Raw genomic sequence first — 25,965 nt, 5'->3', positions numbered from 1 at the left:
CATCACCTCCAGGACTCGTCGTCGTCGTTGTAGAAGCAGTCCCAGATCACTGGGTTGCAGTGCTGCCGCACGTATACCTTTGCTTGCTCGCGAAGCTCCGCGGGGACATCGGATGGGCAAACGTAGCAGCCCTGATCCCTCACGTACCTGAAGGCCGTGTCGTAGTCCCGCGACGCTGGCCGCGCGTTAAGGATCTCGATGAAGCGATTGTAGACAGCTGGCCAGTCTTGGATCGGCTCGCGCGGCGGCGTCGGGTAGAAGTGCTCGCGCTGGCGCGGGTGGGTCATGCCATGAGGAAGTGCCATCTGCTTTATCTCCTGCGGCATCAAAGGCCGCGATCAGACCACGTGACGAAGTTGCGCCCGTTCGGCTTGCGCGTCGCGAGCGGTGACATACTCAGTGCACCATCGGCATCTGCGATCGCCGCGGTGAGCAAGAGCGCGGCGTAGTCATCATGTCCAGTGCGGGCGCCGTATGTGAGCGCGCCCGTCGCGGTGAACTTCTCCGAGAACGCGTGGAGCTGTTTCCGCATGGTCTCGTGAGGTGCGAGCGTGATTGCGTCATCACGAAGCCACCCGCGGATCAGCCCGACGGCGGCCGTCTTGTTGCTGTTCGTCCAGTCGTACGCGGTGAACTTGTAGCCGCGCGCCGCGAACGCGGCTTCGAGCATGAGAGCTTCGCGCTGGTCGGACACGACGCGGCGAATGGCGTGCTCCTCGCAGACGCCGCAGAGTCGATCCACGACGTCATCGCCTCGCATGTTCTGCCAGAACGCCCCGTCGATACCGCCGATCTCTTCGACCTGGAGGAAGGGGTTGATCTGGCCGGTGTAGTCGTCTCGCACGATCCGGTTGCCGCGCGCGTCGACTACGTAGGCACAGCTACCCGCGATCACGCGCCCCCATTCGTCGGTGAGGTCGGTCATCGCGTACGCCGTGACAGGAAGCAGCGGCCACGACCACCCGACGACGGCGTACGTGAACGAGTCGTTGCGCCCGCTTGAGGGATCGAGCACCAGGACGCGTTCGCCAGCGTGGTGCGAGCAGCCCGGGTCGCGGAACGCTCGATCGACTGCATCGGGATCGAACGCAGCGGAGACCGCAGCCTGCGGGAGCGCCTTGTACTCACGCGCCCAGATTCGCGCGTCAGGCTCAAGCGCGTGCGTGTCCTGCTCCGAGATCGACGGGTTCGCGATCCACGTCGGCGCGTACGCCACGCACTGCGTTGGCGCCTCGCCCTGCTCGAACGCGTCGAAGTGCGCATCGAGCGTGGACAGCGGCGACGACGAGAGGAACAACCTCGCCCTCGGCTGCGTCGCCATCGTCGGGCGGAGGGAGGCGAGCACCTCTTTCGCGGGGTTCGCGCCCGTGTCCTTGTCCGCCCACTTCGCCACCTCGTCGCAGATCGCCGCGATGGCGGTGAACCCTGAGACCCCCGCGATCGATGCGGCGAACACCTTGAACGCGACCGGGGCCCCGTCGTCGCGTTGCAACTCGATCGCTTCACCGGCCTTCCGGAAGTCGACGCCGAGCGCGCGCAGAATGGCCTCGATGGTCCGCAGGCGTGCCGCTGCCTCATCGCGCGATGTCGACACGATCGGCACCGTCCCGACATCGCCGGGCGGGATGTGGTGCTCGCCGAAGAGCGCCTCGACCACCGCGACGCGGCAGAGGGTGGACGACTTGCCTCCCCGGCGTCCGACGCGGAGCACGAGGGTGCGCCGGCCGCTGAGATAGAAGCGCTCGAGGGTCGACCACCACCACGCCGAGATCGCGGGGAAGCCCTGCGCCACGAGCTCCGCGTCTACGGCGCGAAGGTGGTCGAGGATGCGGCGACCGTGGTCGCTCACTGCTCGCCGTCGTCCTCGGCGTGCGCGTTCAGTCGGCCGGCAGCACGCTCGCGAACGCGATCGAGCGCGGTGCGGCGGCTGGAACCGCGCGCCTTTGCCTCGCGTGCGGCGAGCTCCCATGCGGCCAACTCGTTCTGCCTCGCCTCAGCGGCGAGAGCCGACGCGCGCTTGAGGAGCTCCGCATCGCCGATCGCGGCGCCTTGGTTCTGGAGGTAGCGCGACGACGCGAGGGCGAGCGCCGCAGACTCGACCAACGCGCCGACGCCGGCCGAGATCTCCCCACCGTGCGCCGCGGCGAGTTCACGCCGACGGTGCGCGCCGTACCGCCGACCCCACCTGGCGAAGGGCTTGAACGCGTCGGAAGTCGAGTCGACTCCACCGACACCGCCGAGCGGACCGGCGCGAAGCCGTCGCGCCCGTGCGGCCGTGTTACCGCGGAGGAATCGACCATCCGAGCCCCGATCGGAACGGACCGATTTGGAGCCCGCAGCGGCCGGCAGCTCGTCCGGAGGAAGCACCTCGACATGCGGTCGACCGCGACCGCGCCCATGTCCGGATCGAAGCGCCATCACGCGACCTCGGCGGAAGCGGCTGCGCGGGTGAGCTCATCCCGCATCACGCGCAGCCCGCGAACGAGGGCGGAACGAGCCACAGCGGCGCGCTTGACGATCAACCCATCCCGCGAGATCTGCGCCGCAACCGCCTCGATCTCGGCGCGCAGCTCTCCATCGACTCGAAGGTTAAGATGCTCTTGAAGTACATTTCTAGCCATCGTCTCACCAGCCTTGTTGCAACCTTCAATGACGCCACGAGCGACGAGCGCTCGAAGCGATCGGCGGACAGCCGCGCATGCAGTCGACAGAAGCGGCGCGGCGGTAGCTCGCGCGGATGTCTTCAGAGCGCGGCATCGGGAGCGCGCAGCGGGCGCTCCCGATGCCGCGGCTCACGAGCGCCGCACCCCGGCGCGGACATGCACGGCCAGCTTCACCGCCAGCCCAGGGAAGCGCGGCATGCTCGCGACCTCGCCCGCCGTCGCGACCTCGACCGCGAGCAGATCGTTGGGGTCGGCGGTGCCGACCGAGCGCCACATCGCGAGCACCGCGAGCGTGGCCAGCACCGCAACGACGAGCGCCACGAGCGCCGAGCAGATCGCGACCTCGACCAGCGCCGCGAAGGTACCGCGGGCGCCTTCTACGGGGCCGCAGGCGTGCCGAGTGCCGAGCACGTCGACCTCGACCATCCGGCCCGTCCACGGGCGTCCGGTGAGCGCACAGCGCGACGACCGGCCACAAGGACGACGACCGCGTATGCAACCTCGGAGCTTTCGAGGTTGGGGGCACCCGCGACCGATCCAAGGACCGGGACGCCGACGCCCGGCGCCGCTGCTCCGAGGTCGATCACCGCGAGCACGGGCGCCGAGTTGCCGATCGAGCCGCTGGCCGACGTGTCGGGTTGCGTCGTCCCCCGCAGGATGGGACGCACAGCGCGCTGAAATGCCTGGAAACCAAGGCTTCGCGCGATCGAATCGTCAGGGCGAAGTGTCAGCGCAACGCGCCGCTGAGCTCCGCCGGGGTCGAGGGCGCCATGCTGAGCGGCTCCGCCGACCACGAGGGCGCCGAGGTCGAGGTCGAGGTCGCGATCGAGCCTGCGGCGATCGGCCGGCGCGCCCGTGCTGCTCCGCCACGGCCAGGAGATCGACGGACACCAGCGCCAGCCCAACCGCCGAGCCCGATGCCAGGGCGGCCGGCGAGCAGCGGCAGCCCGACGCGCGCGGCGTTCCGGGACGCGTCGGCTTGGAGGGCGAAGACGTCCACCGCCTTCCCGTCCTGACCCCTCTCGTCCTGGCCTACCGCTCCTCTCCGTTGGCTCTCTGCCCCTCTCAATGTTCCTGCCTGACCCGCTCCGCTGTCGCCGCGAACGTGTCCCGTGTCCGGAGGTGTCCCGACGTGTCCAGGACACGCTGTGAGCATCGTGTCCCGTGTCCCCCCCCTTTAGGGGGAGACACGGACACGTTGCGAGCATGCCGGGCTCGACCCCGACCGAGATCACGACCGCCTGGCGGTGCGGCACATGAGACCTACCCATTGGTCCCATCCCTGCGCTGCCCGGTCAGGTAGTGCGCGAGCGAGCGCCCCTCTTGCCGCTGCTCCATCTCGCCGGACGCGACGAGCGATTTGACGGCGTCGTCCACGAGCTCCGCCTTGCCGCCTATCTTCTCCCGAAGTGCGCGGACGCCGATCCCAGGATGGGCGGCAACGACCTCTCGAACGCGATCGATGAGCTCTTGCTTCCGCTCATCGGCGCTGTGCTCTCCCTCTACTTCCTCAAGGCTCCGGTAGACGATGCGCGATGCCCCGGGCTCGCCGTTCTCGCCATCGGGTCGGAGAACTTCGAGGGTCAGGAAGAAGTCGTCGATGATGTCGTCGCCAGCATCGGGGGCGTTCTTCTGGTGCATCACCTTCTTGGGCTTCCCGTGCTCGCCGTGCATGAGCAGCACCAGCCCGGCGGCGTCGTAGATGGCCGATGAGCCTCGGAGCGCCATCCGCCCATCCGTCTGCCCCTCCCTGATCTTGCCCGCATGGTGGAGCACGACGAACGCCGTCTTGGTCCGCTCGGAGACGCGCGTGAGGTTGTCGAGCGACTCCCGGATCTTCGAGTCGTTTTCATCGCTGCCCGGTGTCGCTCCCTTCAGTGCGTCGATGATGACCAGCCCAACGTCATCCGAGCAGAGCTCGGCGTAAGCGTCCTCCGCGTCCTCCGCGTTCAGGAAGAAGCGAGGCAGGACGGCAACTCGCAGCCGATCCTCGAGGTCGCGCTGCCAGTCGAGCTCCATCCCGGCTGCAAGTCGCTGGTAGCGGAGAAACGTCCCGCGGCGTCCCTGCTCATGGTCGATGTGGATGACGCGCCGAGGTTGCTCGCACTGGAAGCATGGGTGCTGCCACGGCGGCCGGCCCGAAGCGACGGCGAGCGCGAGCGCCTGCGCAGCGAACGTCTTCCCCGATGAGCCGTAGCCCGCGAAGATCGCGGGACGACCGGGGCCCAGTTGCAGCCCCTTGACGACCCAGGACGCTGGAGGCAACGGCGCGAAGATGCTCGGCGTTCCGACCAGATGGATGCGCGTCCGGTGCTGCTCCGCGGCTGCCGTCGAGGTGTCGTTCGCCGCGGTCGAGGAAGCTGTCGCGGGCTCGCTTCGGCTCGCCGCATCGTCATGCGAGTCGGGGTCGCTCATATAGTTATCGGTCGCGCTCAAGGCATCGCTGTGATGCAGAGGCTCCTCGCACTCGCTCTGGATCGCGGCGCGCTCTTCAGGATCGTCGGGCAACCAACCGGGGATCGCTCTCATCACTTCGCCTCGCACCGCTTCCTGTGAAACCGCCGCAGCATGGTCTCCGCCATGTGCTCGGCATGCTCGCGGTTGCCCGCCCAGATCGTCGCGACGCTGTAGTCCTGAAGGAAGGCGAGCCCCGTCGCGATCACGGCGTTGGGCGCTGCCTTGCTCCGGTACGCGTGCGCGAACACGTCCCCGGCGTCGGCCTCGACCACGATCGCTTTGAGCTCGTAGGATCGGAGCCGCTCGCACTCCCGCTTGAACCGCTCGCGGTGCAAGATCAATGACTGCACGTAGTCATCGAGGGTCTTCCTCTCGATCGCGACGGTCGTCTCGAACCCGGCGATCGAGTAGTCGCCGGCGGGCAGCGTCGCCCGCTCGATGCGGAGGGCACCGCCGAACGTCCAGGGCCGCTGCTCGCGGGTGTCGACGATGATCGTGATGCTGTCCGCCGGCTTCATCGCGACGGCCTCTTCGGCTGGAGGGAGGCGAAGAACGCGGCGTCGACATCGTCGGCGGTCTGCTCCTTCGGCTTCGGCGTGCGCGCCTGCGTCGCGATCCACGCGTCAACGTCGGCCCTGCGCGCCATGAGCTTGCGGCCGATCTTGAACGAGGGGAACGCGCCCGCGGCGGCCGCACGCCGGAAGGTCGTCGGCGCCATCGGGCACGACTTCGCGTCGTAGTACTCGGCGCCGGTGTCGCGGGCAGCGTTCTCGTTCGCGGCATCGAGAACGAGGTTGATGAGGTAGAGGAGGAGGACGTCGACAGCCTTGGTCACGTCCGGCGGAACTGAACTGCGGTGCTTCATGCACCACGAATCTAGCTAGTGCGCCACAACCCCTCAAAGGGGGGGCTCCGGAACCCCCCTATCGCTAGAGGGGGGGAACTGTTACCCCCTATCGCCTGAAAGGGGGGGATCCACTGCCCCCCTTGACGTCACGGCGAGCGTTTCCCGGGCAGCTACCCATCCCGGCGCTGCCGTCGCTCCTTCTTGTGGAGGTCATCGAGCGACGACGACTTCACCGGGTCCAGCCCGGCCACCTGAACGAGCTCCGCGAGGATGACCCACTTGCCGCGTTTGGAACTGGACCAACCTCCCGGCGCTGACGGGGCCCGTGCTCCTGGCTTCTTGTTCATCCAGGCCAGGATCGCTTCAGCCACCAAGGCTCGGCCTCGCTCCGAACTTAGCCGGTTGGCGATCACCGGGTAGCACTGCCTGATGTGGAACCTGGCGAGCTCAACTGCATAGGCGAGCCCCTGCTCGCCCTCGTCTGCCCAACACATGGATCCAGCTCGGTCAGTGTAGAGTCTCACCGCGAAATCCATTGCGTCCATGATGGTGAGCTTCTTGTGCTGCTCGCCGCTGATCCCCCACAATGCGAGCTGGGCGGCCTCGATGCTGTCCGCCAGTCGACGCCGCGCCTTGTCCTCCAGCGTCGGATCCTCAAGTCGATCGGCGATCGCGAGTAGCTGGCTGGCGAGGACCCGCGCACGCTGCGCCGGAGACGGAGGCTGCTGCACCGGGATCCCTGCCGGTGCCGTGGGAACCGCCTTCTCGACCGGCTTGATGGGTGCGGTACGCTTGCTGGCCATGGGCACATGCTACCGCAGCCGCGGCGCTGGACGCAGCCCGCTCTCTCGGCAGGGCTTCCCCTCGCCGTGCTTGCAGCATCGAGCCCGTCCGCGCCGAAGGGGGCCGGTGTGGAGCTGCCATCGGCCGCGCGCAGCGGCCCCTCCTCGTGCGCGCAGCGCGGTCCGGAGGATTGCGCCCGCTGTCCGGGGTTGGGTACCATCGCGCGCCATGCCGGAACCGAGCTACGAGCGGGCGCACACAACATGGACCGTGCACCTCGGGATCCACCTTTGGGCCGCTACCACGGCCTACAGTCACAGCCTCGAATTCGGCTACCACCTGGATACGCTCATCCGTTTCAAGATACCGCCGGCGAATTCCGTGCGACGATGGAAATCGTGGTGGATACAGCGGCGGCGATTCGTGACCGGTCTAGCGTCTGTAAGGCGAACCACTGTACGGTCAGACATGCTTGCGATATCCTACGGTCAGTCCTCGTACTGGTCGACCAGTGCGCGAGAACCTGGACAAATGCCGCCGAATACAAATTCGCCTGTCGTCACCAACGCATATCCATGAACAAACAAGGCACATCATGTCAACGTCTGTATCACCGTCACCCGGCAAGCCTTTAGCCGTCAACCCGCGACGGTGGAGGCTCATTGCACAAGGCGTAGCGAAACACATGATCCACGTCGCCGGCACATGGGCTCACGCGCTCCGGCGCTCAAAGCCCATTGTCCAACGATGGGCGGAGGTGCTGACAATCGCTGTCGTATCGGCCGTGATCGCCGTCGTCGCAATGCCTTTCATACTTCCGCGTGCGGATGCCCAGTTGGCCACGCTCAATCAACAAGGAACCGTAACGGCGGTCGCCGTAGGCGCCCTGGTAATAGTGGCACTTATTATACCCGGAGCACGGACGATAGTTGGACGAGTGACGACAGTTGTTACTTATCTTCCACTATTGGTTCCTACTCTATTCGGGATATTTCTTGTGACGATCTACTGGTCTATCGAGCCCGCCGCTTGGAGCTTTCTCTGTCCCGGTGAATATGCGACACGCGGACCGGCATTCTTGCTTTGGTCTATGGGCGCACCTGCGTTGGGTTCGGTCATTATAGCCCTCTTCGTATCCGCTGCGACTCGGAGGAGGGCGAGAAAATCCCAGTCTGCGACCGACGCGAAGCAAAATCTGAGGCAGTCAGACGGAATGAGTCAGCTCGCTCTTCTAGATTGGATAAAGACTGACCTGCCGATACAAAGCTCAGATCAAGACATGTTCGGACATGGCGAAATCTCTCGCCGCATCGCTCGTCGGCTATGTGACAGAAAATCGTATGCGCAGATGCCTGCGATGGCCATTGTTGGGGCACTAGGTTCGGGAAAAACATCTATTCGAAACATGGTCAACGCGAAAGTGCGGGCTATTAACGCCGAGCAGGACGTTCGAATTGTTCCGTTTTCAGCGTGGCCGTTTGACACCGTCGCCGCTCTTGCTGCGGGGATCCTGTCATCTATTGTCGAAACACTCGAGGGAGCGACTGGATCACCTTTGCTTCGTTCTGTTCCGGAACATTACGTGAGCGCAATCGAGGGAGCCATTGGAAACTGGAGTCGATTGGCGCGTTCTCTTGACTCATCGCATAATCCAGAGGCGCTTCTCCAGCGCGTGGATGAGATAGCAACTTCCGTCGGGTTGCGTATCGTTCTATGGGTTGAGGATCTCGAGCGATTCGGCGCAGGCGAGGCCCCCGCCGCCTCAGCCGCCCTATATGAACGCCTCGCGCCGGTGCGCGCCCTGCTTTATCTACTCCAAGGAATGCAGTCGGTCACGATTGTGATGGCAGCGCCGTTCCTTTCCGTCGGGGTGGATCTTGAGAAGCTTGCGCGCTTCATCGAAACGCTGCATCCGCCGAGGAGCGAGCAAGTTAGGTATATTCTCGAATCATTTCGATCGGCCATGTTGGAGCTGTCACGACAAGGGAGTGTTATTGATGCTGCTAGTCCTGCGTTGCGTGAGCGATGGAGCCTTACGCCTGAGCGAATAAATTCTATAAGTGCGGCCTTAATGGGCGTAGGAACTATTAGAGAAAGAGGACTCGGTGGCGCGCTAATCGCAATATGCAATACACCTCGATCTATTAAGCAAGGCTTGCGTTCGTGCTACGAGATCTGGTCAGAGTATGCTGGTGAGATCGACTTCGATCACGTACTTGCAGCTTCTCTCCTGAGACACGGACAGCCTGCGATATTTGCCGCAATTGTTCCGCTCGTAGATCGCTTGCGCGCATCTCGACGGAATCATGGACAGGACAATCCATGGGGAGAGCTAGATGCGCTAGTGGACAGGATGACCTCTGATCCCAAAATTGCAACCGCCGTTCGCACGATTGTTTTTCAATTGTTCTCGGATTCACGAGAGGAATTCCCACAAGGTTTTTCACGGGACGAGCCAGTGGATTATTGGAGACGGTATTTGGCTCTTCCCGAATTGAGGGACGAGGATCGTGATCAGCCTATTATTCATGCGATCGATAAACTCATACGTGGAGAGCCCAATGAGCTGGTTGCGTTGTTGAGCAGCAATGAACGCGCACGCAGATTTCGGGCACTCGCGGTGAGTCTTGATCCTGCTTCCGTAATTAGGCTTCTTGATGCTCAGTTGGATTGGGCAGGAGATACTTGTTGCTCATCGTGGCCAGGGGATGAGCCTCCGGGCATATCTGGGACATGGCATCTGGTGGTGACCCATTCTCGCAGGGGGCAATGGTCGAGTGCTGAGATCGCGAACGTTCTGCGTCGACACATTGTGAAGAGTGTTCCTTTGAATCTTCCGCTTGCGCAGTATTTATTGTATTGGTTTGTATCTAATGATGATACGATACGTGATGTTCTTGAGCTTGCAGATCGCAAGGCGCTGAGGGCGTCGTTCGTTAGCGCGTTCGTCGGCGCGTTCACTGGTGCGCCGGAGGCTCTAGCGGATGCGTTGAGCAGTGGCCCGGCCTGGCTTCTTTCGAGACTCTGTTGGGGGATAGAGCGAATCCGGTCCCCCGATGGTTCATTGCCCTTTGATAACTGGGCATCGTTTGCTCCGACAATCGTAGAGGCTGCCAGGATTCGTCCAGGTGTACTACTTCCGCAGCTTGCGTTCTTGATTACGTCTAGGGAGGACCGTTTCGTTGAGCGCGATATGCAGGCGGATTATTCATATGACACGAAAATGGTGAAGCTTCTTTTTGACGAAATGAGTGTGCTTCATTTGTTTCGAGAGGCACGGGTTGATGCGACAGGGGTTCCCGATGTTGATGGACGACTGCGTGCCATACTGGCTGCTTCGAAGGATGGAGTCGATCGGTGAGCCGATGCCTGCGCAATGCGCTTCGCGATGAGCGAACGTTGCGAGCGCTGAATGCTGAGAGCGATGTCGTGGCATGGGCGTGTATGTACGCTGAGTTGTGCCGAGGCGTGGCGAGAGTCCCCCGCAGCATCTGCGTTTGATGTCAAAGGCTATGGGTGCTGGACGCCTGATAGGACCTGCTCGCTCGATGAGGCATTGGGCGAGATGACTCAGGACCATAACGGAACCACTTTACTCCGATGGACTCTACTTACAGAGCATCGCCACGCATTCGGTAAGGCCGATGCTGAGGTAGATGAGCGAAAGGTTGGTTAGCCGTGGCAGCCGTCGCTCTTGGAGATCCAGCGCTGGTGTGCGGCCGCTAGGGAGGGCTACGAACGACATCGGCGTGCGATAGTGAGGTCGACCACGGGTGCGCTATTCGCTGGCGCTTGCGGGGCGCTGAGGAACTCCGAGAGGGCGCGAGCGGCGATCCGCGCAGTCGCGAGGTCGCCCGCCTTGTGGGCAGCGGCGATGGTCTGCGTGAGGGTCGCGACGAGCACCTGGCGCGGGCTGCTCACCGGAGGCGTGGGGGCGGGGCTACGGCCGTGGCAATAGCAGCCAACATCTGGCATCGGAGCTGTTGAACGGGCCAAGGCGGCAGCATTACGCGCCGTCATGGCGGCAAGGTGATGCCATCTGCTGCCCCCGAGAGAAGTCTAGACGGAGCCGTTGCGGCTGAGTAACCTTCGGCGATGGAGTCATCTACCCGTTTCGTCAGGCTCATGGCGTGCGCCGTCTTTATCTCCTGCAAAGGCACGCCCGATGAAGCTCCACGCCCCCTACCATCGGCTACGATGCCCGCGGTCCAGAACGAAACGGTATCACCAGACGACGCCGAAGCTGGCGAAGTAGTCCAGGTGATGCGCGCCTATTACGGCTTGGCACAGACAATCAACAAGGCCGATTTTAAGGCGGCCGGATGCAACGACAAAACCGTCGGATTTGCTGCGCTGCTGGACTGTAACCAAAATTCGCTTAGAGAAATTATTGCGGTCAAGAGCCAAGTGCCAAGCGAAGGCGCGGCCAAGGCAGCATGTGGCCGAGAAGTCGAAGCGGCCCACAGAAAATTTATTGATGGTCAGGTTAAATACCATCAAGCGATGGTATCTTGGCTGGAGGCGAATCGGTTGAGGCTGACGCCGGCGCTTGTTAATAAAGCCTTGGGAGCTGCGTGCAGCTCCAGTGCCGCACTATGTAAGGGGCGGCCGTACGACTTCGCATATGAAGCAGAGTGGTACGGCATCGGCAAGATCGAATGTGCCAAGAGGCTCTTTCAGTGCGGGCCGTCAGACAATGTTTGCTCCATCAATAAGGTGGCCAGCAGGCTCGAAGTGGGGCCGGAGCCATATCACTCTGATGGACTCTTCGTGCGCAGCACGGGCAAGCGCATTCGGTAGCGCCGATGCTGAGGCAGATAAGCGAGGCGTCGGATTACCCTGGCGGCCCTTGCTCTTGGGGTTGCTGCCTCGGTCTGCGGCAGCTGAGGGGCTACGAACGCGCGCGGCGGGCGCTGGCGAGGTCGACGACAGGCGCTGTCCGCGGCGCCGCCGCCGGGATGCTGAGGAGCTCCGAGAGGGTGCGAGCGGCGATCTGCGCGGTCGCGACGTCGCCCGCCGCGTGGGCAGCGGCGATGGTCTGCGTGAGGGTCGCGACGAGCACCTGGCGCGGGCTGCTCACCGGGGCCGCGGCCGGGGCTGCTTCGAGTCGGGGAGGGGTCGCCAGGGCTGCCTCATACGTAGGCGCCGAGGGCACCGCCGGAAGCGTCACGGAATCGTCCGGCCGACCAGAGATCGCGGGGTTAGCTCCGTACGCGTTCTGCGGACCACATCCTGTCTTCGAGCCTCTGCGCCGCTTAGAAACCCGCGCCGGAGGTACCGATGGACGAGAGCACACGCACCTGGCGCGACCGCGTGGCGCGCTGGCACAAGAGCGGGCACTCCGCCCGCGTGTTCGCGGAGCAGGAGGGGGTCAACGCCGGCACACTGTACTCCTGGAGCCGCCGACTGGGCATGAAGCGGAGCGAGCACCGGCAGCGCTCGGAGAAGTGCCAGTTCGCAGGGTCATGGGGCCACCTGACGGCGTTTTTCGCAGGGTCATGGGGCCACCCCAATCGCAGGAGGATGGGGCCACCCGCGCGGGGGCGTGACCCAGTTTTTCGCAGGGTCATGGGGCCAGCTTTCGAGGTTTTTCGCAGCCTCATGGGGCCAGCTCGGGACGCCGCGGTCGGGATCTGAGACGGGCTCCTTCCGACGACGGCGCGGGTCGCCGTCGGAAGGAGCCCGATGCCCTACCGAGAGCTGATCATGGTTGACATCAAGGAAATGCTCCGCCGTCGTGCGGCGGGGCAGAGCGCGCGTCAGGTGGCGCGCGAGACGGGGTTCGATCGCAAGACGGTCGGCAGGTACTTCGAGGCCGCGGCGACGCTGCCACTGCCGCTCGACCGCGAGCCGACGGACGAGGAGGTCCATGCGATCGCCCAACGCGTGCAGGCGCGCCCGGTGCCCGACGCGAGCGACGAGAGGAAGCAGATCGACGCGCATCGCGTGCGTATCGAGGCCTGGCTCGCTCAATCTCGCCCGCTGAAGCTGCGGAAAATCCACACGCTGCTCCAGCGCGACCACGGCGTCACGGCGAGCTACGACACGCTCTGGCGCTTCGCCAAGGAGGAGCTCGCGTGGCGCAAGAAGACGCCGACGGTTCGTGTCGCGGATACCGAGCCCGGCGAGGTCGCGCAGGTCGACTTCGGCCTCATGGGCAGGCTGTTCGATCCTGCGACGCAGCGAGTTCGCAACCTGTGGGTGCTCGTGGTGACGCTCGCGTACAGCCGCTACCAGTTCGTGTGGCCGTCGTTCGAGCAGACCACCGTGGCGGTGTGCGCGGGCCTGGATGCGGCGTGGCGCTTCTTCGATGCGATGGCGCGCGTGATCATTCCGGACAACATGAAAGCCATCGTGCTGCGCGCCGACGAGGTCGCCCCCGTGCTCGCGCCGGCCTTCCTCGACTACGCTCAGACGCGCGGGCTGTTCGTGGATGCCGCGCGTGTCAGGTCGCCGAGAGACAAGGCACGTGTCGAGAATCAGGTCGCCTACGTGCGGGAGAGCTGGTTCGACGGCGAATCGTTCACGAGCCTCGACGACGCGCGCGCGTCGGCTGAGCGGTGGTGCCGCGACGTCGCCGGCGCGCGCGTCCACGGCACGACGCGCGAGGTACCGCGCGAGGTGTTCGAGGCGCGCGAGAGGAGCGCCATGAAGCCGGCGCCGGCAGCGCCGTTCGACGTGCCGCACTGGACCGACGCGAAGGTCCACCCCGATCATCACGTGCAGGTGCTCCGGTCGCTCTACAGCGTGCCCACCCGCCACGTCGGCAGCACGGTGCGCGTCCGCGCCGACAGCGCGTCGGTGAGGATCTACGCCGGCACGGAGCTCGTGAAAGTGCACGCGCGCGTCGCGCCGGGCAAGCGTTCCACCGATCCGAGCGACTACCCCATGGGCAAGGACGTCGCGGCGGTGCGCGACGTCGCCTCGCTCATCGCGAGCGCGAAGAAGTGCGGAGTGCACGTCGGCGTCTACGCTGAGCGACTGCTCGCGGTGCCATTGCCCTGGACGCGCATGCGGCTGGTCTACGCGCTGCTGCGTCTGTGCAAGAAGTTCGGTAACGGGCGTGTCGAGGCGATCTGCCAGAGCGCGCTCGCGTTTGATGTCGTCGACGTGCAGCGCGTGGCGCGCATGCTCGAGACGGCGAAGACGCCGGCGTCACCGTCCACGGGTCAGCGCACGGTCGTTGCGCTGCCCACGCCGCGGTTCGCGCGCAGCACGGAGCACTTCGCGACGCGCATGCCGGCGGCTGCCGCGACCAAGGAGGACTCGTGATGAGCGCGAGCGAAGTCGACCCTGCGCTCATCACGGCGCTCAAGCGCCTTCGTCTCGGCCGGATCGCGGCGACGCTGCGCGAGCGTCTCCTGGTCGCCGAGAAGCAGTCGATGGGACACGAGGAGCTGTTGCTCATGCTGCTCACCGACGAGATCGCGCGTCGCGAGGCCAGCGCGACGGAGAGCCGCGTACGCGACGCCGGGCTCGACCCGGCCATGCGCCTGGAGCTCTGGGACAAGACCGCGAAGGTCAGCTTCGACAAGCGTCTGCTCGGCGGGTTCACGAGCCTACGCTTCCTCGAAGAGCACAAGCACATCGTCATCCTCGGCTCTGTCGGCGTGGGCAAGACCTACCTCGCGAACGCGCTCGGACACCTCGCGTGCCAGCACGGCTACAGCGTACGCTTCTTGCGCGCGGACGCGATGCTGCGCAGGCTGCGCCAGAGCAGACTCGACAACTCACGCGACGCCGAGATGGTCGCGCTCACGACCGTCGACCTGCTCATCCTCGACGACTTCGCGCTCGAGGCGATGAACAAGGAAGAGAGCCGCGACGTGTACCAGCTCTTCCTCGAACGTACAGGCAACGCTTCGATGATCGTCACGAGCAATCGCGACACGGCCGAGTGGCTCGCGATGTTCGACGACGTACTGCTCGCGCAGAGCGCCGTCGATCGGTTCAAGAACGCGGCGTTCGACTTCATCATCGACGGCGAGTCGTACAGACCGCGGCTCAAGCCGAAGCTCGACGAGAGCACCACGGCCGCGCCGGTGCCCGCGCGCAGCAAGCCGCCAACCCACCCACGCGGCAGGCGGCGATGACCGCTGCGGCCTCGGCGAGGACGTCGAGCCCGGGGCCGCGCCTCTGACCCCTCGCTCCGATCGGCGTGCCTCGCCCACCCTCGTCGACGGGAGCGCGGGTGTCGCTGGGGGCGGGGTGAACCTGCCTGCTCCTGAGCGTCGCGGACCCTGCCGGGATCTGCCGGGGGCCTGGGTGGCCCCATGACCCTGCGAAAAGAGAGACGTCGCCGGTCGCTGCGCGCCCGGCTCCGGGGACCTCGACACGCTTCGCGGTCTCGGGCATGGTCGAGACCGATCACGGCGTCTCCCCCCTGGCCCCATGACCCTGCGACGGGGTGGCCCCATGATCCTGCGACGTGGCAGAGAAGGCGACGCTTCCGGCGCTGCTGCCCGTGGTGGTCGCCCCGCCTGCAGCCACGACGCCCTCTTCGGGCGCGGCGCTGGAGATCGTCTTGCCGGACGGGGCGGTCGTCCGCGTCCCGCCGTCGTTCGACGAGGTTACGCTGGCGCGCGTTGTTCGTGCGCTCGGGGGGGCACGATGATCCCTGGCCGCGTCTCGATCTACGTTGCCACCGAGCCGCTCGATCTACGGCGCTCGTTCGATGGTCTCGCTGCCGTCGTGCGCGAGGTGCTGCGACAAGACCCGCTCTCCGGAGCGCTGTTTCTCTTTTTCAACCGGGCGGCCGATCGCTGCAAGGCCCTTTGGTGGGACCGCAGCGGATACTGTCTACTTTACAAAAGGCTCGAGCGTGGGGCATTTCGAGCCCCACGTGCCGTCACTCCGGGAGCCACGAGCGTCCTTATTGACGCCGCCGAGCTCGCGAAGATCCTGGAAGGCATCGCCCTGTCGCCCTCGAAGTTGCGGCGAGCGGTCCCGTTCGCCGAGACCGCACCGCCGCAGGTCCCCTGATCTCGCCTGACAGCCTCGCACGCTCCTGGGTAGCCCCCACGGTTGCATTGCCTCGAGCGACATGAATTTTCCTCCACAAGCCCCTTCAAAAAGCAAGAGCTCACGAGTACTTACCGCGTCGTGAGCAAGCCGGTCGAAGAGCAGATTCGCGAGCTCAAGGACAAGCTCGCGCGCGCTGCCCACGAGCGGGACGAGTACCGCAAGCTCTACGAGCTCGCCAGCATCGAGCTGGAGCGGCTTCGCCGGCACATCTTCGGCCAGAAGGCCGAGCACGTCGACCCCGGGCAGATGCAGCTCGCCTTCGATGCGATCGTGCAGATGCTCGCGGGCACCGGGGCGCAGCCGGATGCGGGCGCGACCGGCTCACCCGACGGTGGCGATGGCGCGGCGCCGAACGGCTCCTCCGGAGGCGGGGACAAGGGGCGCCAGGCTCGCCCGCACGGGCGGCAACGGCTGCCCGAGCATCTGCCGGTCGAGCGGATCGAGCTGTTGCCGCCGGAGGCGCAGGACGAGCGCGCGACCGCGCTTGTCCGCATCGGCGAGGAGGTGTCGGAGACGCTGGAGTGGCGGCCCGCGAGCTTCGTGCGACTGCAGATCGTGAGGCCGAAGTTCGCGGTCAAAGGTGAGCCCGAGCAAGGCATCACGATCGCCGACGTCCCCGACAGCCCTGTCCCGCGCAGCCTCGCCGGTCCGGGGTTGCTCGCGCACGTGCTGGTCAGCAAGTACGCCGACCACTTGCCGCTCCACCGGCAGGAGAAGATGTTCGAGCGCTGGGGCCTTCACCTCTCGCGCTCGACGCTGTGCGGCTGGGTCGAGGCGTGCGCCGACAAGCTCGCGATCCTCGTCGGGGCGATGGCCAAGGACGCCCTGAACGCGCACTGCATCGCCATCGACGCCACCGGCGTGCTCGTGCAAGCAAAGGACAAGTGTCGGCGGGGCCACTTCTGGGTCCTGGTGGCGGACCGAGATCACGTCCTGTTCCGTTTCACGCCGCATCACAACCAGGATGGCCCGAAGGAGTTCCTTCGCGGCTACAAGGGCTATGTCCAGGCCGACGCCTCGAACGTCTACGAGCAGCTCTTCCGCACCGAGGGGGTGACCGAGGTCGGTTGCTGGGCCCATTGCCGGCGGAAGTTCTTCGAGGCGATGACCTCCGACCGGGACCGCGCGACGGTAGCCATCGGCTTCATTCGCAAGCTCTACGCGATCGACAAGGCGACCAAGGAGCTGGTTCCGAACCGTCGAACCGAGCAGCGCCGGACGGATGCCGAGCCCGTGCTCGTGGCCTTCCGCGCGTGGCTTGAGACAGAGGACCTGCTCGTCCTGCCGAGGAGCCCCATCGCAGGCGCCATCGGCTACGCGCTCAACCAATGGACCGCACTCACTCGCTTCCTCGAGGATGGCCGGCTCCGCCTCGACAACAACCGGAGCGAGCTTGAGCTCCGCCGTGAAGCCGTGGGCCGTAAGAACTGGCTCTTCGTGGGCAGCAAGGACGGCGCCGAGTGGAACGCCACCATCGTGTCGCTCATCGCCTCCTGCGCGCTGCACGGCATCGAGCCCTGGGCCTACTTGCGCGACGTGCTGATCATGCTGCCCACCTGGCCTCCCGAGCGGGTCATCGAGCTCGCTCCGAAGTCCTGGAAGCAGACCCTCGAGAACGCCGACGCTCGGCAGCGGCTCGCGGCCAGTCCGTGGCCCCGGGCGCCGGACGCGACGCCCAGCTGATCGATCGTCGGCGTCGCCGTCCGCTGCCGTGGGCACGGACGCATGCTTTCCGGCTGCCGGGCGCGCAGCTCGCCGGCTTTGGCGCGCTGGTGCCGGCTCTTCGGCGCTTGCGCGGTCGACGCGTGGCTTCCGGCGCCTTGTCGACGATTCGGGCCCGGCAGAGGCATCGGCGGCACGCGGCTTCGCCGCCGCGCGCCTGCGGGCGACGTGCACGCGGGCGGTGACCTCAGCGTCGACCGCCGTTTCCTCCGCTCGCTGCTGGGCCCAGCCACCCTTCGCCGCAGACCGCTCTTCCTCTCGCATCGGGTCGCGAATCTACGGCGACGCCACGCACCACGCGAGGATGGGGTCTACAGGACGGATACTTAGCTCCCGCGGTCGGCGCGTTGACGTCAGCCTCGACCCCCTCAAAACCCGCTGAAACCCGCCCGATCGTGTCATCCCGCTCCCCCTGGAAAAGTGACGCTGTATCAGTAACTTATCCATGCATCGAGGAGGCCGCGTTCACTCCACAGCCTCCGGGAGCTCGTCCAAAGCGGCCCGGCTTCGCCCCCGGCAGGGCGATGCGGCGCCTACCGCCGCGCGGCGTGCCGGCGCACGTGATCATCGCAGCGCGGTCAGCGCTTCCCAGGTCGCGTCGCGGCTCAGGCACGGCGCCTCACTCTGCGCACGCAGGCCCGTCGGACCAGACCATCCCTTCCGTGGGCTCGCGCGCTCGGGCGGATAGGAAACGGTAGAACATTGGCCCGTGTCAAGCCCCGCGGGGACGGCGCCTGGCGAGCCGTGTTTGGCCGATACCCGCTTGCCCCATCGCATGGCCGGCGCGGCGTGCTGCGGGCACAGCTGTCCCTCGACGACCGCGCCGTGCGCTCGCCATGACGGGGGCGGGTCGTATCCCCAGCTACGCGGCGTCGAACCCGAACGCCATCGGTTCCCACGTTGGGTCGCGTACGGGTGCTGCCGTTCGGGGGTGCAAGGGTAGTTTGAGATGATCGATGATGCGGCGCACCACCTTTGGGTCTGTGATCGTCGAAAGCGCGCGCATCTTCCGTTCGCATCTCGGGCATCGCAGAGCATCGAAGCCGAAGGTGCGTTCATGAGCACGGCCCACTCGACGTAGCGCGACGTTACGAACAACTCCCCGTCGAGCAGCCGCCCCCAGTGCAAGACCGAGATCAGGGTCGGCTCAACTCGCATCGTAGGCTCGGCAAGCGCGAGCGACTTCGCTGAGGGCGCTGACGGAGCGCACAACGACGCAGGGCCGGGCGCAGGCGACGCAGGCGCAGGCGAGATGCGCACCGCGCAATGGACGTCCAACCCGTCGCACGTGGCGGAGAAGCGTCGCTCCCGGCGCCCGAGAGCCGCGTCGGGGTTGTCCTCGGGCTCGTGTTGATGATCGCGGCAATCCGCGGAGATTCGGTGAAGTTCACCGGTGAAATCCGCGCCCGGTGCCGGTGAAACCCGCACCCGACGCCGGTGAAGTTCACCGGTGAAGAGGCCGCTCAGTGCTTTTTGGTGCGGCGCTGCTTGGTGCGGATGGCACTCAGCTCCTTGGCTTCCTTGAGCCGGTAGCTCTCGGCCTCGATCTCGATCACCTCGGCCCGGTGCACGAGCCGGTCGACGAGCGTAACGACGCAGGCGGCGTGCGGAAAGACCTGGCCCCAGTCGGAGAAGGCCTTGTTCGTACTGAGCAGGATCGGCTTCTGCGCGTCGTAGCGACGGGTGACGACCTCGAATAGCAGGTCGGCGTAGCGGCCATCGTAGGAGAGATAGCCGACTTCATCGATGCAAAGAAGGGCTGGAACCGTGTAGCGGTGCAGCCGGCGCGCGAGCGCGGCCGAGGACTCCTGCGCGGCGAGGTCGGCAAGCATGTCGCTCGCGGTCGAGAAGCGGACCGTGTGACCGCGGACGACGGCCTGGTGGGCGACGTTCTTGAGGATCATGGTCTTGCCGACGCCGTTGGGGCCGACGAGCACGGCGTTGTGGCCGGTGGCGAGGAAGCCGGGAGCGAAGAGGTCGTCGACGGCCTCGCGGTCGATTTTCTTGGGCCAGGACCAGTCGAAGTCCGCCATGGGCTTGAAGGCGGCTACGCGGGAGTTTTTGAGGCGGCGATCGAGGCTGCGTTTTTGGCGCTCGCGCTCCTCAATGGCGAGCACCTCGCGAAGCCAGGGCTTTTCGGCGAGCTCCTCCCAGCAGGCCAGCAGACCAAACAGGCCGAGGCTTTTCAGGCGGGCCTTGGTCTCGGTGGGCGTTAGATCGGTCATGGCGTCGGGTCCTTCTTCAGGGCGTCGTAGGTGGCGAGCGAATGCGGCGTGACGACGAGGGCGGCGTGCTGGCCGCGCGTGACGGGGATCGAGACTGGAGGCGGCAGGTGGCGCTCGGAGCGCCGGCGGTCGATCACCTGGCGCACGGCGCCGACGTGAATGGTGTCGCGCTCGAGCACCTCGACGAGCGCCTCTTCGAGCTCGGCGGCGCCGACGGCGTCGAGCAGGTGCAGAAGCCGGGCGATGGCGCTGCCGACGTTGTCTCCGCGCTCGGCGAGGATGCGCAGGAATGCCTGGCTGCTGCGGGCGGCGCGGGCGAGGCGATCGAGGCCGCGATGCTCGCGGGCGCGGCGCTTCTCGTCGACCAGGCGCTGGATGTGCTCGGGTTGCTCGATCTGCTGGCCGCGGTCCCACGAGCGGACATGGGTCGCGACGATCTCGTTGCCGTCAGCGATGCGCACCTGTTCGAGGTCGGCGAGGACGACGAGCGTGCGGCTCGTCCGGTCGTGGGGAACAGAATAGTCGTTGAGATCGAAACGCGCGTAGGGGGTCTTTCCGATCTCGACCTCGACGCGCTCATGGGCTGGAAACGGCGTGTCGGGGTGCCCGAGCAGCACACGGCTCTCGTCGTCGAAGGCCTGCCGCACGGTGCGGGCGCGGTCCTCGACCCAGGAGCGATCGAGCGCTGCGGAGCTGGTCCACTCGGTCGCTTGTCGGTTGAGGTCGTCGAGATCGGTATAGGTCCGGGCCTCGAAGAATGCCTCGCGGACGTAGCGGATGGCGCGCTCGACGCGGCCCTTCTCGTTGCCGCGAGCGACGGCGACGGGGCGCGGCTCGAAGCGGTAGTGCGCCGACAGAGCCAGGAGCATGGGGTGGAACCGGATCGCGTCGCCGTGACGCTCCACGACAGCGCTCTTGAGGTTGTCGTAGAGCAGCACGCGCGGGACGCCGTCGATGTCGGCGAACGCCTCGACGTGCCCGCGAACGAAGAAGGGCATCGCTGCGCTGGGGAAGAAGCGCAGGAAGATCCGCCGCGAGTAGCTGAGCACCATGACGAACGCCCAGAGCGGGCGCAGCGCCCGGCCGACAGCCAGCTTGCCGAAGTGCGCCCAGTCGACCTGCGCTTGCTCGCCGGGCAGCGTGCGCAGCCGCTGGAATGCCTCTGCCGGCTTCTTGGGGCGGAGACGACCGATCACTCGGCGCAGATGATCGGGACCGCCCGGATAGCCGCGCTCCTTGAGCATGCCGAAGAGGCGACTCGAGCGCAGCGAGGGATACTTGCCGAGCTGCTCGACGATGAAGGGCACGAACGGGTCGACCATCGACGGGCGCGGCGCGACGACCTTCGGGTCGACGCCCGCTTGCCCGAGCACGCGCTGAACGGTGGTGTGGTGCAGCCCGAGCTGAGCGGCAATGGTGCCCACGGGCCACTTCTCACCGTGGTAGAGGCGCAGCACCTCGGCCTCCTTCTCTTTCGCGATCACCGCCGCCTCCCGTCACCGCGGAGGGCTTCGTGGGACGCGGGGAGCGCGTCGGTGAACAGCTGACCGAGCGCGCCGCTCGCGCAGGGCCCAGGGCGGAAGCCGCGCTCCGCAGAGCGAGCAGCGGCCGACATCTCGGATCCAATCGTCATTGTTGTCCTTTCGGCCGGGGGTGATCTCCGGCGCGAGCTGGGACATCGACGCGGCCGCGGCTTGTGTCACCCTGTGATGCGTCACTTTCTGCGCGGAGAACTTGTCCCGCTGCCGGTCCCGATACCGGGCCTGGCGAGCGGCATGGAGGCGGCGAGCGCGAAGCTGCGTCTGGTAGGCCGCGCCGGCGCGGCGGAGCGACTCACGACGCTGGAGCGGGCGGCAGTCGGGGCAGAGGCGCTGGCCGCGATCGCAGCGACGGCAGAGGCGAAGCTGGACGCGGCAGCGGGCGCAGTGGGCGAGGCGGTAGGCGGACGAAGGCAACGGGCTCCATGACGCCGCTTTCTGGACCTGGAGCCCGGCTTGTGATGAAGGTGGGGGACTCCGGCAACGCGGAGCTCCAGAAGGCCCGAGGGTGGCAGCCCTCGGGCCTTCGACTTTTCGGCGGGCGTAACGTCTACGCCGCGGAGGCGAGCGTGGCCCAGATCGGCGTGGGGACCGGCGGTGAACGGTGAACGCCGCCGATCATGGGGCCGCGGTCTTCACCGATCGGACGCGGGACGCGATGCTCACCGACAGCTCGAAAGGCCTCGTAAGGAAGGCTCTTCCCGCGAGCGCGAGCTGGGTGCGCATCCAGCGCGGAGGGCGCGACGGTCTCGTTGCCGCGCTCCTCGGCCGCGCGTTCGTCGAGGTAACCGCGGCGCCGCAGCCAAAGGAGCGCACGCTCGCGGACGCGTCGCGCCACAGAGCCGACATTGTCCTTTGAAGGCGGCGGCGCATCGTTAGAGCGGTTTTCGTTCGGGTTCGGTGCAAGCAGAGCACGTCCGGTAGGGTGATGGCACGCAGGCTGCGTGGGCTACGCGCATGGGACCGTACAGTGTCGACCTGCGACAGCGGATCGTTGACGCCTACCGCAACGGCGAGGGAAGCATGCGAGAAATCGCCGCGCGTTTCGCCGTCGTTCTCAGCACTGTGCAGGAGTATCTCAGTATCGAGCGGTCGACTGGGAGCGTAGCGCCTCGGCCGCACGGTGGCGGAAGGGCCTCGAAGATCGACGAGGCCGGAGCGCAGCAGCTACGAGCGCTCGTCGACGAGAAAAACGACCGGACCCTGGATGAGCTCATCGAGCTGCTGGAGCGTAACCACCCGGCCATCGCCATGGGCACGGCCCCTTGCGGCTCTCACCGGGGTCGACGATGCTGGGCGCGGGGCGGCGTCGGTCCACGACTCGGCGCGGGCACAGGCGGTTCTGCACGGGGGGCCCGCCGAGGTGGCCTCCGCCTGCGTCGCCGGCCGAAGTTCGCGTTGTTCAGGTCGCGCCGGCGTCGCCGGCGCTCGGAGCAGCGCGCGACGATCTCGCCCATGCGTCGGGCAGCAACTCGTCCAGCCGGTCGCGCGGCCAGCCCGCCTGCAGCTTGCCGATGACGTCTGTCGCCCAGGCGAGCGGGTTGACTCCGTGCATTCGACACGAGCCGAAGATCGTGTAGCCGATGGCCAGGCGCTGAGCGCCCTTATCGGAGCCCGCGAACAAGTAGTTCTTTCTTCCGAGGGCTACACGTCTTAGCTGCCGCTCGACCTCGCCGTTGTCTATCTCAAAGCGTCCATCCGTGAAGCAGCGCCGCCACGCTGCCTCCTGGTTGATGGCATACTGGGTAGCCATGTAGAGCGGTGTGCCTGGCACGAGCCGCAGGTGCAGCTCGTGAATCCACTGATACAGCTCGTCCACAACGAGGAGCGACCGCTCCTGCCGGTGCGCCAGGCGCGCCTCCGTGGACAGCGCCTCATCTTTGCAGGTCGCCTCGATTCGGTAGATGGCCTTGAAGTACGAGAGCGCTACCGCCGCTCGCGCGTCGCCGCCCTTGGCCGCCTTCTCGAACTTGGCGCGGATGTGCATCCCGCAGCCGAGCCGACGCTCCTCGGGCACGATCATCTCGCCGTCGTCGCCTCCGCGGAGCATCGCGCCATAGCCCGCGTATCCATCGCCCTGCAAGTAGCCGGTGAAGCCCTGCAGCAGCGCGGCTGGATGCTTCGCCTTCCAGTCCGGTGCGTACAGGAACGCGACGAGATCCGCGCCGACAAAGGCCCAGATATGGCCTCGCTTCACCCCCGACGGATGATCTCGATCCAGCACCCGCATCCCCGTGTCGTCGGCGCGCAGATAGAACGAGTCCAGCACCCGCTCCCCGAGCCTCTCGGCCACGGGAGCGAGCACATCGAGCGCGAACGCGGACCAGTCTCCCAGCGTCGACGGCGACAGCGACACGCCGAAGCGCGCGTACTGCTGCGTCTGCCGGTACAGCGGCATCGAGTCCTCGAACTTCTCGACAAGGATGCTGGCGAGCAGCCCCGGTCCTGGGCGCCCTCGGTCCATCACCTTCTCGCTGTCCGCCGTCGTTACGCCCTGCTCGGGGCAACGCGGGCAGGCGAGCTTCTCCCGCTTCTCCTCGATGATCTTGAACTGCGCCGGCACGAACTCGAGCACTTCGCTCGTGCGATGGCCAATGCACTTCTTGTCCGCGCCGCACTGTGGGCACGTCCGCTCCGCCTCGGGGACGGGCACCATGCGCGTCTCACGCGGCAGGTGCTCGGGAAGTGGCGCGCGCCCGCCCCGTCCTCGCGGCGGCTTCGGCGGCTCAGGGGGTTGCGGCACCAGCCCCTGCTCCGGCTGCGGCGGAGCGTCCGCGCCGGGCTCCGAGCCCGCCGCCCCCGGCGGCGCTTCCGCCCCGAGCTCGGCGAACATCAGCATCAGCTGCTCGGTCGAGACCTGCTGGCTCTTGCGGCCGTACAGCTCGCGCAGCGCGCTCGCGAGCCTCGCCGAGAGCGCGGTGTTCTTGTCGCGTAGCTGGACCAGCAGCCCGAGCACCAGGTCGATGAGCTCCGGAAGCTGCCCGGCGGCCGCCAGCTGCTCGAGCTTGCGCCGCACATCCGCCAGATCGGCGGGCAGTTGTGCCTGGGACTGAAGAGGACTGGTCACGTGGCGCGGGGGATAGCTATCCCCCGCGCATCCATCAAGCTTTGCTTCGACGGAGCAATTTTTCTCACGCTGGGCCTCCAGCGCTTGCGCCGCACGGCCTCGGACAGGTCGAACCCTTCGAGCATCAGCGACAGCTCGGCCGCATCGACCTCAACGTGGGTGGTCCCCTTGGGCAGGTCGCGGGCGAGATGGAATCGCCCGCGGGCCAATTTCTTCGCCACGATCATGTAGCCAGTGCGGTCCCAGAACAAGACGCGCATCTGGTCACCTCGCCGATTCCTGAACACGAACAGATGCCCACAGATCGGATCGGCTCCGAAGCGCTGAGAGACCAAGGCCGACAGCCCATCAAAGCTCTTGCGCAGGTCCGTGGGCTCGGCTGCGATGTACACGCGCACCGACGGCGGCAGCGTCAGCACGGCGTCTCCTCGGCCGCGAGCGCCAGGACCCGCTCGAGCGTGGCCGGGTCGAAGCCCGGCCGGACCCGCACCACCCGCCCGTTGGGCAGCGCAATCTCGATCGGCTCCGGCGCGACGACCGATGCGTCCGTCACCACGTGGACCGGCAGAAAGCGCGGCGCTTCGGTCAACGACGACGGCGAGGGCTGGTCAGCTCGCAGCTTCCAGCGCCACCAGTACAGCTGCTTCGGCTTGTACCCTTCGCGCCGCGCGAACTTCTCGGCGCTCAGCCCGCTGCGCTCCCATCGCTCCACCCGCTCGGCCCACTCCACCCTCGTCGCCATCGCTTCCTCCTTCGTCGCGATGGGAACTGGTAACCGGCCCCGACGGGCTGATCACGATGGCGTTGGTCGGGCGGTTACGCTGGAGCACCGCACGGGGGCGCGCGTGAGCCGCCCGACGATGTGCCGCGCGCTGATGCGGCTCGGTTTGACACGAAAAAAAAGACGCTATGTGCAAGCGAACAGGACAGGCCTGAGGTTCAAGTCGCGCGTCGGAGGTTCCGCCGCCGAGCGCGGGCGGCGGGGGCGCGTCGGCTGATCTTCGTTGACGAATTCGGCGCCAACCTGGGCATGGCGCGCCGTTATGGGCGTGCGCCTCGCGGGAGGCGTGCGTACGGCAAAGTCCCCGCCAATCCGGACCCGAACATCACGCTGGTGATGGGGCTTGGCTTGCGAGGTGTCGTTGCACCGTGGGCCTTCAAGGGGGCGATGAACGGTGAGCACTTCGAGGTTTACGTGCGCCAGGTGCTCATGCCCGAGCTGAAGCGCGGAGACGTGGTCATTGTCGACGGCCTTGGCGCGCATCGCCTACGTGGCGTGCGCCAGGCGCTTCGTACCCGAGGCGTCCGCTACTGGATTCTGCCCGCCTACTCGCCGGACTTGTCGCCGGTGGAGAACTGCGGCTCCAAGGTCAAGGAGGCACTTCGCGCCGCCGCTCCGCGCACCGTGCCGGCGGTTTACGACGCGATGGTCCGTGGGGTCGACAAGGTCTTCCGACAGGACGCGCAGGGCTGGTTCGCGCTGAAAGGCTACGTCCGACGACCTCGTCGTCCTACTCGGCGGCGCCCAGTCCGGTCGCAGGCTCCTGCGCGCGTTGGTCGAGCCCGTGCTCCGCCGAATGCTGGGTGTACCGCACTCGAACGAAAGCCGCTCTAAAGCGCACTCGTATGACGGTCTTCT

At 66.4% G+C, this 25,965-nt stretch carries 26 protein-coding genes; 11 read left to right on the top strand and 15 right to left on the bottom strand.

Translation table 11 applies throughout. The annotated features are described in order from the left end of the window. Positions 1 to 2: 2 nt before the first annotated feature. From WMF22_RS31785 to WMF22_RS31745, 9 genes are all read right to left on the bottom strand, one after another. Entirely contained in the window at positions 3 to 305 is a 303-nt protein-coding gene (locus WMF22_RS31785; protein ID WP_438032215.1) for a hypothetical protein, read from the bottom strand. 20 nt (positions 306 to 325) lie between these two features. Then, on the bottom strand, positions 326 to 1,849 hold the full coding sequence (locus WMF22_RS31780; RefSeq protein WP_438032214.1) for a hypothetical protein: 1,524 nt from the start codon (positions 1,847 to 1,849) through the stop codon (positions 326 to 328). Continuing rightward, positions 1,846 to 2,367, bottom strand: coding sequence for a hypothetical protein (locus tag WMF22_RS31775; RefSeq protein WP_438032213.1), 522 nt, complete (start codon positions 2,365 to 2,367; stop codon positions 1,846 to 1,848). Before WMF22_RS31775 ends, WMF22_RS31780 begins: the two co-directional genes overlap by 4 nt. Before the next feature lie 50 nt (positions 2,368 to 2,417). Next, positions 2,418 to 2,621 (bottom strand): hypothetical protein, encoded by a 204-nt coding sequence (locus WMF22_RS31770; protein WP_438032212.1) that lies wholly within the window; start codon positions 2,619 to 2,621, stop codon positions 2,418 to 2,420. Between the two features lie 171 nt (positions 2,622 to 2,792). Beyond that, positions 2,793 to 3,089 carry a hypothetical protein gene (locus WMF22_RS31765; protein ID WP_438032211.1) on the bottom strand — a complete coding sequence of 99 codons (297 nt, stop codon included), beginning with the start codon at positions 3,087 to 3,089 and terminating at the stop codon, positions 2,793 to 2,795. Between the two features lie 837 nt (positions 3,090 to 3,926). Next, positions 3,927 to 5,078, bottom strand: a complete 1,152-nt coding sequence (locus WMF22_RS31760; protein ID WP_438032210.1) for an AAA family ATPase — start codon at positions 5,076 to 5,078, stop codon at positions 3,927 to 3,929. 113 nt (positions 5,079 to 5,191) lie between these two features. Continuing rightward, positions 5,192 to 5,638: an ERCC4 domain-containing protein gene (locus tag WMF22_RS31755; RefSeq protein ID WP_438032209.1), complete on the bottom strand. Its 447-nt coding sequence runs from the start codon at positions 5,636 to 5,638 to the stop codon at positions 5,192 to 5,194. Then, entirely contained in the window at positions 5,635 to 5,985 is a 351-nt protein-coding gene (locus tag WMF22_RS31750) for a hypothetical protein (protein ID WP_438032208.1), read from the bottom strand. Before WMF22_RS31750 ends, WMF22_RS31755 begins: the two co-directional genes overlap by 4 nt. A 152-nt stretch (positions 5,986 to 6,137) precedes the next feature. Continuing rightward, the gene (locus WMF22_RS31745) at positions 6,138 to 6,770 is read right to left on the bottom strand and encodes a hypothetical protein (protein ID WP_438032207.1); all 633 of its coding nucleotides are present in this window, start codon (positions 6,768 to 6,770) and stop codon (positions 6,138 to 6,140) included. A gap of 737 nt (positions 6,771 to 7,507) precedes the next feature. Between WMF22_RS31745 and WMF22_RS31740 the strand changes: the two genes are divergently transcribed. Both WMF22_RS31740 and WMF22_RS31735 read left to right on the top strand, forming a co-directional pair. Beyond that, a complete protein-coding gene (locus tag WMF22_RS31740) occupies positions 7,508 to 10,111 on the top strand; it encodes a P-loop NTPase fold protein (protein WP_438032206.1) in 2,604 nt (867 codons plus the stop codon). 836 nt (positions 10,112 to 10,947) lie between these two features. Continuing rightward, positions 10,948 to 11,550: a hypothetical protein gene (locus WMF22_RS31735; protein WP_438032205.1), complete on the top strand. Its 603-nt coding sequence runs from the start codon at positions 10,948 to 10,950 to the stop codon at positions 11,548 to 11,550. 91 nt (positions 11,551 to 11,641) lie between these two features. Here WMF22_RS31735 and WMF22_RS31730 read toward each other — a convergent pair whose 3' ends face one another. Further along, positions 11,642 to 11,830 (bottom strand): hypothetical protein, encoded by a 189-nt coding sequence (locus tag WMF22_RS31730; RefSeq protein ID WP_438032204.1) that lies wholly within the window; start codon positions 11,828 to 11,830, stop codon positions 11,642 to 11,644. Positions 11,831 to 12,030: 200 nt separating this feature from the next. Here WMF22_RS31730 and tnpA (WMF22_RS31725) point away from each other — a divergent pair, with 200 nt between their 5' ends. The 6 genes from tnpA (WMF22_RS31725) to tnpC (WMF22_RS31700) all read left to right on the top strand — a co-directional run bounded on the left by tnpA (WMF22_RS31725) (position 12,031) and on the right by tnpC (WMF22_RS31700) (position 17,457). Further along, a complete protein-coding gene (gene tnpA, locus WMF22_RS31725; RefSeq protein WP_438032203.1) occupies positions 12,031 to 12,387 on the top strand; it encodes an IS66 family insertion sequence element accessory protein TnpA in 357 nt (118 codons plus the stop codon). 48 nt (positions 12,388 to 12,435) lie between these two features. After that, a complete protein-coding gene (istA, locus tag WMF22_RS31720) occupies positions 12,436 to 14,022 on the top strand; it encodes an IS21 family transposase (RefSeq protein ID WP_438032050.1) in 1,587 nt (528 codons plus the stop codon). Next, positions 14,022 to 14,843, top strand: a complete 822-nt coding sequence (locus WMF22_RS31715) for an ATP-binding protein (protein WP_437296943.1) — start codon at positions 14,022 to 14,024, stop codon at positions 14,841 to 14,843. The genes istA (WMF22_RS31720) and WMF22_RS31715 overlap by 1 nt, the downstream gene beginning before the upstream one ends. A 335-nt stretch (positions 14,844 to 15,178) precedes the next feature. Further along, positions 15,179 to 15,364, top strand: coding sequence for a hypothetical protein (locus WMF22_RS31710; RefSeq protein WP_438032202.1), 186 nt, complete (start codon positions 15,179 to 15,181; stop codon positions 15,362 to 15,364). Then, positions 15,361 to 15,732 (top strand): IS66 family insertion sequence element accessory protein TnpB, encoded by a 372-nt coding sequence (tnpB, locus tag WMF22_RS31705; RefSeq protein ID WP_437296052.1) that lies wholly within the window; start codon positions 15,361 to 15,363, stop codon positions 15,730 to 15,732. The genes WMF22_RS31710 and tnpB (WMF22_RS31705) overlap by 4 nt, the downstream gene beginning before the upstream one ends. A 42-nt stretch (positions 15,733 to 15,774) precedes the next feature. Then, positions 15,775 to 17,457: an IS66 family transposase gene (tnpC, locus tag WMF22_RS31700; RefSeq protein ID WP_438032201.1), complete on the top strand. Its 1,683-nt coding sequence runs from the start codon at positions 15,775 to 15,777 to the stop codon at positions 17,455 to 17,457. A gap of 1,502 nt (positions 17,458 to 18,959) precedes the next feature. Here tnpC (WMF22_RS31700) and WMF22_RS31695 read toward each other — a convergent pair. Further along, positions 18,960 to 19,721, bottom strand: coding sequence for an ATP-binding protein (locus WMF22_RS31695; RefSeq protein ID WP_438032200.1), 762 nt, complete (start codon positions 19,719 to 19,721; stop codon positions 18,960 to 18,962). Further along, on the bottom strand, positions 19,718 to 21,205 hold the full coding sequence (gene istA / locus WMF22_RS31690; protein WP_438032199.1) for an IS21 family transposase: 1,488 nt from the start codon (positions 21,203 to 21,205) through the stop codon (positions 19,718 to 19,720). The genes WMF22_RS31695 and istA (WMF22_RS31690) overlap by 4 nt, the downstream gene beginning before the upstream one ends. 515 nt (positions 21,206 to 21,720) lie before the next feature. On the opposite strand from istA (WMF22_RS31690), the gene WMF22_RS31685 reads away from it, so the two are divergent. Then, the gene (locus WMF22_RS31685) at positions 21,721 to 21,867 is read left to right on the top strand and encodes a hypothetical protein (protein ID WP_438032198.1); all 147 of its coding nucleotides are present in this window, start codon (positions 21,721 to 21,723) and stop codon (positions 21,865 to 21,867) included. Positions 21,868 to 21,917: 50 nt separating this feature from the next. Further along, positions 21,918 to 22,118: a hypothetical protein gene (locus tag WMF22_RS31680; RefSeq protein WP_438032197.1), complete on the top strand. Its 201-nt coding sequence runs from the start codon at positions 21,918 to 21,920 to the stop codon at positions 22,116 to 22,118. Positions 22,119 to 22,661: 543 nt separating this feature from the next. On the opposite strand, the gene tnpC (WMF22_RS31675) is transcribed toward WMF22_RS31680, so the two are convergent. The 3 genes from tnpC (WMF22_RS31675) to tnpA (WMF22_RS31665) are packed head-to-tail and all read right to left on the bottom strand — an operon-like array spanning position 22,662 to position 25,068. Then, positions 22,662 to 24,326: an IS66 family transposase gene (gene tnpC, locus WMF22_RS31675; protein WP_438032196.1), complete on the bottom strand. Its 1,665-nt coding sequence runs from the start codon at positions 24,324 to 24,326 to the stop codon at positions 22,662 to 22,664. Then, positions 24,323 to 24,745, bottom strand: a complete 423-nt coding sequence (gene tnpB, locus WMF22_RS31670) for an IS66 family insertion sequence element accessory protein TnpB (protein ID WP_437294488.1) — start codon at positions 24,743 to 24,745, stop codon at positions 24,323 to 24,325. The genes tnpC (WMF22_RS31675) and tnpB (WMF22_RS31670) overlap by 4 nt, the downstream gene beginning before the upstream one ends. Further along, entirely contained in the window at positions 24,739 to 25,068 is a 330-nt protein-coding gene (tnpA, locus tag WMF22_RS31665; RefSeq protein ID WP_437294489.1) for an IS66 family insertion sequence element accessory protein TnpA, read from the bottom strand. Before tnpA (WMF22_RS31665) ends, tnpB (WMF22_RS31670) begins: the two co-directional genes overlap by 7 nt. Positions 25,069 to 25,188: 120 nt before the next feature. Here tnpA (WMF22_RS31665) and WMF22_RS31660 point away from each other — a divergent pair, with 120 nt between their 5' ends. Beyond that, entirely contained in the window at positions 25,189 to 25,941 is a 753-nt protein-coding gene (locus WMF22_RS31660) for an IS630 family transposase (protein ID WP_438032195.1), read from the top strand. Positions 25,942 to 25,965: the final 24 nt, after the last annotated feature.

It is taken from the genome of Sorangium sp. So ce204 (assembly GCF_051526795.1).
Lineage (GTDB): Bacteria > Myxococcota_A > Polyangia > Polyangiales > Polyangiaceae > Sorangium > Sorangium cellulosum_B.
Note: the sequence above shows the minus strand (reverse complement) of the source record. Positions and strands in the feature narration are given on the sequence as shown.

Bases quoted from the DNA above. Each gene is read 5' to 3' on its own strand.
- WMF22_RS31785 (WP_438032215.1), bottom strand. From the start codon at position 305: ATGGCACTTCCTCATGGCATGACCCACCCGCGCCAGCGCGAGCACTTC.
- WMF22_RS31770 (WP_438032212.1), bottom strand. From the start codon at position 2,621: ATGGCTAGAAATGTACTTCAAGAGCATCTTAACCTTCGAGTCGATGGA.
- WMF22_RS31765 (WP_438032211.1), bottom strand. From the start codon at position 3,089: ATGGTCGAGGTCGACGTGCTCGGCACTCGGCACGCCTGCGGCCCCGTA.
- WMF22_RS31760 (WP_438032210.1), bottom strand. From the start codon at position 5,078: ATGAGCGACCCCGACTCGCATGACGATGCGGCGAGCCGAAGCGAGCCC.
- WMF22_RS31755 (WP_438032209.1), bottom strand. From the start codon at position 5,638: ATGAAGCCGGCGGACAGCATCACGATCATCGTCGACACCCGCGAGCAG.
- WMF22_RS31750 (WP_438032208.1), bottom strand. From the start codon at position 5,985: ATGAAGCACCGCAGTTCAGTTCCGCCGGACGTGACCAAGGCTGTCGAC.
- WMF22_RS31745 (WP_438032207.1), bottom strand. From the start codon at position 6,770: ATGGCCAGCAAGCGTACCGCACCCATCAAGCCGGTCGAGAAGGCGGTT.
- WMF22_RS31735 (WP_438032205.1), top strand. From the start codon at position 10,948: ATGCCCGCGGTCCAGAACGAAACGGTATCACCAGACGACGCCGAAGCT.
- tnpA (WP_438032203.1), top strand. From the start codon at position 12,031: ATGGACGAGAGCACACGCACCTGGCGCGACCGCGTGGCGCGCTGGCAC.
- istA (WP_438032050.1), top strand. From the start codon at position 12,436: ATGCCCTACCGAGAGCTGATCATGGTTGACATCAAGGAAATGCTCCGC.
- WMF22_RS31715 (WP_437296943.1), top strand. From the start codon at position 14,022: ATGAGCGCGAGCGAAGTCGACCCTGCGCTCATCACGGCGCTCAAGCGC.
- tnpB (WP_437296052.1), top strand. From the start codon at position 15,361: ATGATCCCTGGCCGCGTCTCGATCTACGTTGCCACCGAGCCGCTCGAT.
- WMF22_RS31695 (WP_438032200.1), bottom strand. From the start codon at position 19,721: ATGACCGATCTAACGCCCACCGAGACCAAGGCCCGCCTGAAAAGCCTC.
- WMF22_RS31685 (WP_438032198.1), top strand. From the start codon at position 21,721: ATGAAGGTGGGGGACTCCGGCAACGCGGAGCTCCAGAAGGCCCGAGGG.
- WMF22_RS31680 (WP_438032197.1), top strand. From the start codon at position 21,918: ATGCTCACCGACAGCTCGAAAGGCCTCGTAAGGAAGGCTCTTCCCGCG.
- tnpA (WP_437294489.1), bottom strand. From the start codon at position 25,068: ATGGCGACGAGGGTGGAGTGGGCCGAGCGGGTGGAGCGATGGGAGCGC.